Raw genomic sequence first — 5517 nt, 5'->3', positions numbered from 1 at the left:
GGGGAGTGCGTCTGGTCCTTGAGAACTCAACAGCGTGCACATTGTCAATGCCAATTTATTGATTGACCTCGTGCCTGGCCTTCCTTCGGGTTGGTTGGGTTTGAGACAATTCCTTTTGGATTGAAGATTGTCAGTAGACAGTCAACAGTCAGAATCAACTCGGTCTGACACTTTCGGGTGTTGGGTCTGTATTTTTTTACGGAGAGTTTGATCCTGGCTCAGGACGAACGCTGGCGGCGTGCTTAACACATGCAAGTCGAACGATGATGCCCAGCTTGCTGGGTGGATTAGTGGCGAACGGGTGAGTAACACGTGAGTAACCTGCCCCTGACTCTGGGATAAGCGTTGGAAACGACGTCTAATACTGGATATGATCACTGGCCGCATGGTCTGGTGGTGGAAAGATTTTTTGGTTGGGGATGGACTCGCGGCCTATCAGCTTGTTGGTGAGGTAATGGCTCACCAAGGCGACGACGGGTAGCCGGCCTGAGAGGGTGACCGGCCACACTGGGACTGAGACACGGCCCAGACTCCTACGGGAGGCAGCAGTGGGGAATATTGCACAATGGGCGAAAGCCTGATGCAGCAACGCCGCGTGAGGGATGACGGCCTTCGGGTTGTAAACCTCTTTTAGTAGGGAAGAAGCGAAAGTGACGGTACCTGCAGAAAAAGCACCGGCTAACTACGTGCCAGCAGCCGCGGTAATACGTAGGGTGCAAGCGTTGTCCGGAATTATTGGGCGTAAAGAGCTCGTAGGCGGTTTGTCGCGTCTGCTGTGAAATCCCGAGGCTCAACCTCGGGCTTGCAGTGGGTACGGGCAGACTAGAGTGCGGTAGGGGAGATTGGAATTCCTGGTGTAGCGGTGGAATGCGCAGATATCAGGAGGAACACCGATGGCGAAGGCAGATCTCTGGGCCGTAACTGACGCTGAGGAGCGAAAGCATGGGGAGCGAACAGGATTAGATACCCTGGTAGTCCATGCCGTAAACGTTGGGCGCTAGATGTAGGGACCTTTCCACGGTTTCTGTGTCGTAGCTAACGCATTAAGCGCCCCGCCTGGGGAGTACGGCCGCAAGGCTAAAACTCAAAGGAATTGACGGGGGCCCGCACAAGCGGCGGAGCATGCGGATTAATTCGATGCAACGCGAAGAACCTTACCAAGGCTTGACATACACCGGAAACGGCCAGAGATGGTCGCCCCCTTGTGGTCGGTGTACAGGTGGTGCATGGTTGTCGTCAGCTCGTGTCGTGAGATGTTGGGTTAAGTCCCGCAACGAGCGCAACCCTCGTTCTATGTTGCCAGCGGGTTATGCCGGGGACTCATAGGAGACTGCCGGGGTCAACTCGGAGGAAGGTGGGGATGACGTCAAATCATCATGCCCCTTATGTCTTGGGCTTCACGCATGCTACAATGGCCGGTACAAAGGGCTGCGATACCGTAAGGTGGAGCGAATCCCAAAAAGCCGGTCTCAGTTCGGATTGAGGTCTGCAACTCGACCTCATGAAGTCGGAGTCGCTAGTAATCGCAGATCAGCAACGCTGCGGTGAATACGTTCCCGGGCCTTGTACACACCGCCCGTCAAGTCATGAAAGTCGGTAACACCCGAAGCCGGTGGCCTAACCCTTGTGGAAGGAGCCGTCGAAGGTGGGATCGGTGATTAGGACTAAGTCGTAACAAGGTAGCCGTACCGGAAGGTGCGGCTGGATCACCTCCTTTCTAAGGAGCATCTGGCACCGTTCGCGGTGTCCAGGCGCCTGATTCGGACCGAACGTGTCCGACGGGTAGCTCATGGGTGGAACATTGACAGTGCAGCTGGTACCGATGGTGCTGGCCTCAGTACGCTCCGCTTGCGGGGTTGGAACGGGTTGGTGTCGCACGGGCTGGCTGGTGCACGTTGTTGGGTCCTGAGGGACCAGGCTTCCTGATCTGCTGTGAGGCGGGTTGGGGGTTGGGCCTACGGGGTCCTTCGTTGGGCCGCATGAAGCACTGTCATTGGACGGTGGGGAGTGTGGTGCCGATCGTATGTTGAGAACTACACAGTGGACGCGAGCATCTTTGATTCGCGTCATCCAATCGATCTGAGGTCTTCGGGCTGATGGTTGTGGGTGATGACGGATCGCAATTTTAATCTTTGTGGTCAAGTTTCTAAGAGCAAACGGTGGATGCCTTGGCATCTGGAGCCGAAGAAGGACGTAGAAATCTGCGATAAGCCTCGGGGAGCTGATAATCGAGCCCTGATCCGAGGATTTCCGAATGGGGAAACCCCGCTGGGCGCTTTTGTGACCTGGTGACTCCCGCCTGAATATATAGGGCGGGTAGAGGGAACGTGGGGAAGTGAAACATCTCAGTACCCACAGGAAGAGAAAACAACATGTGATTCCGTGAGTAGTGGCGAGCGAAAGCGGATGAGGCTAAACCGATCATGTGTGATAGCCGGCGGGCGTTGCATGGTCGGGGTTGTGGGACACGTCACTCAGTTCTGCCGGACTGGGGCGGTTACAGCGCATCATAGTCGAACCGGTTTGAAAGCCGGGCCGTAGTGGGTGCCAGCCCCGTAGACGAAATGGTGTTATGGCCGGATGTGTATCCCAAGTAGCACGGGGCCCGAGAAATCCCGTGTGAATCTGTCAGGACCACCTGATAAGCCTAAATACTCCCAGATGACCGATAGCGGACAAGTACCGTGAGGGAAAGGTGAAAAGTACCCCGGGAGGGGAGTGAAATAGTACCTGAAACCGTTTGCTTACAAACCGTCGGAGCCTCCTTAGTAGGGGTGACGGCGTGCCTTTTGAAGAATGAGCCTGCGAGTTAGTGATATGTGGCGAGGTTAACCCGTGTGGGGCAGCCGTAGCGAAAGCGAGTCTGAATAGGGCGTTTGAGTCGCATGTTCTAGACCCGAAGCGAAGTGATCTATCCATGGCCAGGTTGAAGCGACGGTAAGACGTCGTGGAGGACCGAACCCACTTCAGTTGAAAATGGAGGGGATGAGCTGTGGATAGGGGTGAAAGGCCAATCAAACTTCGTGATAGCTGGTTCTCTCCGAAATGCATTTAGGTGCAGCGTTGCGTGTTTCTCGCCGGAGGTAGAGCTACTGGATGGCCGATGGGCCTCAACAGGTTACTGACGTCAGCCAAACTCCGAATGCCGGTGAGTGAGAGCGCAGCAGTGAGACGGTGGGGGATAAGCTTCATCGTCGAGAGGGAAACAACCCAGACTACCAACTAAGGTCCCTAAGCGTGTGCTAAGTGGGAAAGGATGTGGAGTTGCATAGACAACCAGGAGGTTGGCTTAGAAGCAGCCACCCTTGAAAGAGTGCGTAATAGCTCACTGGTCAAGTGATTCCGCGCCGACAATGTAACGGGGCTCAAGCACACCACCGAAGTTGTAGATTTCGCACACTAGACAAGCCTTCGTGGTTCAGTCGTGCGGAGTGGTAGGAGAGCGTCGTGTGGCGAGTGAAGCGGCGGAGTGATCCAGCCGTGGACGCTACACGAGTGAGAATGCAGGCATGAGTAGCGAAAGACGGGTGAGAAACCCGTCCTCCGAAAGACCAAGGGTTCCAGGGCCAGGTTAATCCGCCCTGGGTAAGTCGGGACCTAAGGCGAGGCCGACAGGCGTAGTCGATGGACAACGGGTTGATATTCCCGTACCGGCGAACAACCGCCCAAGCTAATCCAGTGGTGCTAAGAGTCCTAACCCGGACGACCGGATCCCTTCGGGGTGATGGTGGCCGGTCTAACGCTCGACCCCATGCTGGTGCGGTTAGCGTATGAACAGGTGTGACGCAGGAAGGTAGCTGAGCCAGGCGATGGTATCCGTAAGGTGAACCTGGTGTAAGGATGTAGGGCTGACGATAGGCAAATCCGTCGTCTGTGTGCCTGAGATCCGACGCGTACCCGTAAGGGGAAATCAGTGATCCTATGCTGCCGAGAAAAGCATCGACGCGAGGTTGCAGCCGCCCGTACCCGAAACCGACTCAGGTGGTCAGGTAGAGAATACCAAGGAGATCGAGAGAATCGTGGTTAAGGAACTCGGCAAAATGCCCCCGTAACTTCGGGAGAAGGGGGGCCGGACACGTGACCGGATTTACTCCGTGAGCGTTGAAGGCCGCAGAGACCAGTGGGAAGCGACTGTTTACTAAAAACACAGGTCCGTGCGAAGTCGCAAGACGATGTATACGGACTGACGCCTGCCCGGTGCTGGAAGGTTAAGAGGAAGGGTTAGCCTTTGGGCGAAGCTCTGAATTTAAGCCCCAGTAAACGGCGGTGGTAACTATAACCATCCTAAGGTAGCGAAATTCCTTGTCGGGTAAGTTCCGACCTGCACGAATGGCGTAACGACTTCCCAGCTGTCTCAACCGCGAACTCGGCGAAATTGCACTACGAGTAAAGATGCTCGTTACGCGCAGCAGGACGGAAAGACCCCGTGACCTTTACTACAGTTTGGTATTGGTGTTCGGTGTGGCTTGTGTAGGATAGGTGGGAGACTGTGAAGCGGGCACGCTAGTGTTCGTGGAGTCATTGTTGAAATACCACTCTGGTCACTCTGGATGTCTAACGTAGGACCCTGATCGGGTTCATGGACAGTGCCTGATGGGTAGTTTAACTGGGGCGGTTGCCTCCCAAAGAGTAACGGAGGCGCCCAAAGGTTCCCTCAACCTGGTTGGCAATCAGGTGGCGAGTGTAAGTGCACAAGGGAGCTTGACTGTGAGACTGACAGGTCGAGCAGGGACGAAAGTCGGGACTAGTGATCCGGCAGTGGCTTGTGGAAGCGCTGTCGCTCAACGGATAAAAGGTACCTCGGGGATAACAGGCTGATCTTGCCCAAGAGTCCATATCGACGGCATGGTTTGGCACCTCGATGTCGGCTCGTCGCATCCTGGGGCTGGAGTAGGTCCCAAGGGTTGGGCTGTTCGCCCATTAAAGCGGTACGCGAGCTGGGTTTAGAACGTCGTGAGACAGTTCGGTCCCTATCCGCTGCGCGCGTTGGAAATTTGAGAAGATCTATCCCTAGTACGAGAGGACCGGGATGGACGAACCTCTGGTGTGTCAGTTGTTCTGCCAAGGGCACCGCTGATTAGCTACGTTCGGACCGGATAACCGCTGAAAGCATCTAAGCGGGAAGCCGTCTTCGAGATGAGATTTCCATGCACCTTGAGTGTGAGAGGCTCCCAGCAGACTACTGGGTTGATAGGCCGGATGTGGAAGCGGGGACTAACGACCCGTGGAGCTGACCGGTACTAATAAGCCGAAGACTTGATAACACACTGATTTCCGTGCACTTGTTGCACGGGCTCGCGTCCACTTTGTGGTTCCCGACAGACGATCGGGAATCAAACTGAATAACTCAGCTACAGCTGGGACATGTTTGAGACCAGATCATGGTCGACAGTGTTCCGGTGGTCATAGCGAGAGGGAAACGCCCGGTCACATTCCGAACCCGGAAGCTAAGCCTCTCAGCGCCGATGGTACTGCAAGGGGGACCTTGTGGGAGAGTAGGACGCCGCCGGACTTAAC

Annotated in this window: 3 rRNA genes; all 3 read left to right on the top strand. The window is 55.5% G+C overall.

The features are described from left to right. Nucleotides 1-195: 195 nt before the first annotated feature. The 3 genes from ACVKXF_RS18145 to rrf all read left to right on the top strand — a co-directional run bounded on the left by ACVKXF_RS18145 (nucleotide 196) and on the right by rrf (nucleotide 5512). Nucleotides 196-1717, top strand: a 16S ribosomal RNA gene (locus ACVKXF_RS18145). Nucleotides 1718-2136: 419 nt separating this feature from the next. Then, nucleotides 2137-5264, top strand: a 23S ribosomal RNA gene (locus tag ACVKXF_RS18140). 131 nt (nucleotides 5265-5395) lie between these two features. Then, nucleotides 5396-5512: ribosomal RNA gene (gene rrf / locus ACVKXF_RS18135) — 5S ribosomal RNA — on the top strand. Together the 16S, 23S and 5S rRNA genes form the textbook arrangement of a ribosomal RNA operon. Nucleotides 5513-5517 lie beyond the last annotated feature (5 nt).

The sequence above is a fragment of the Curtobacterium sp. PvP017 genome (assembly GCF_054060195.1).
The sequence above is the reverse complement of the archived record's forward strand: the minus strand, read 5'-3'. Positions and strand labels throughout refer to the sequence as shown.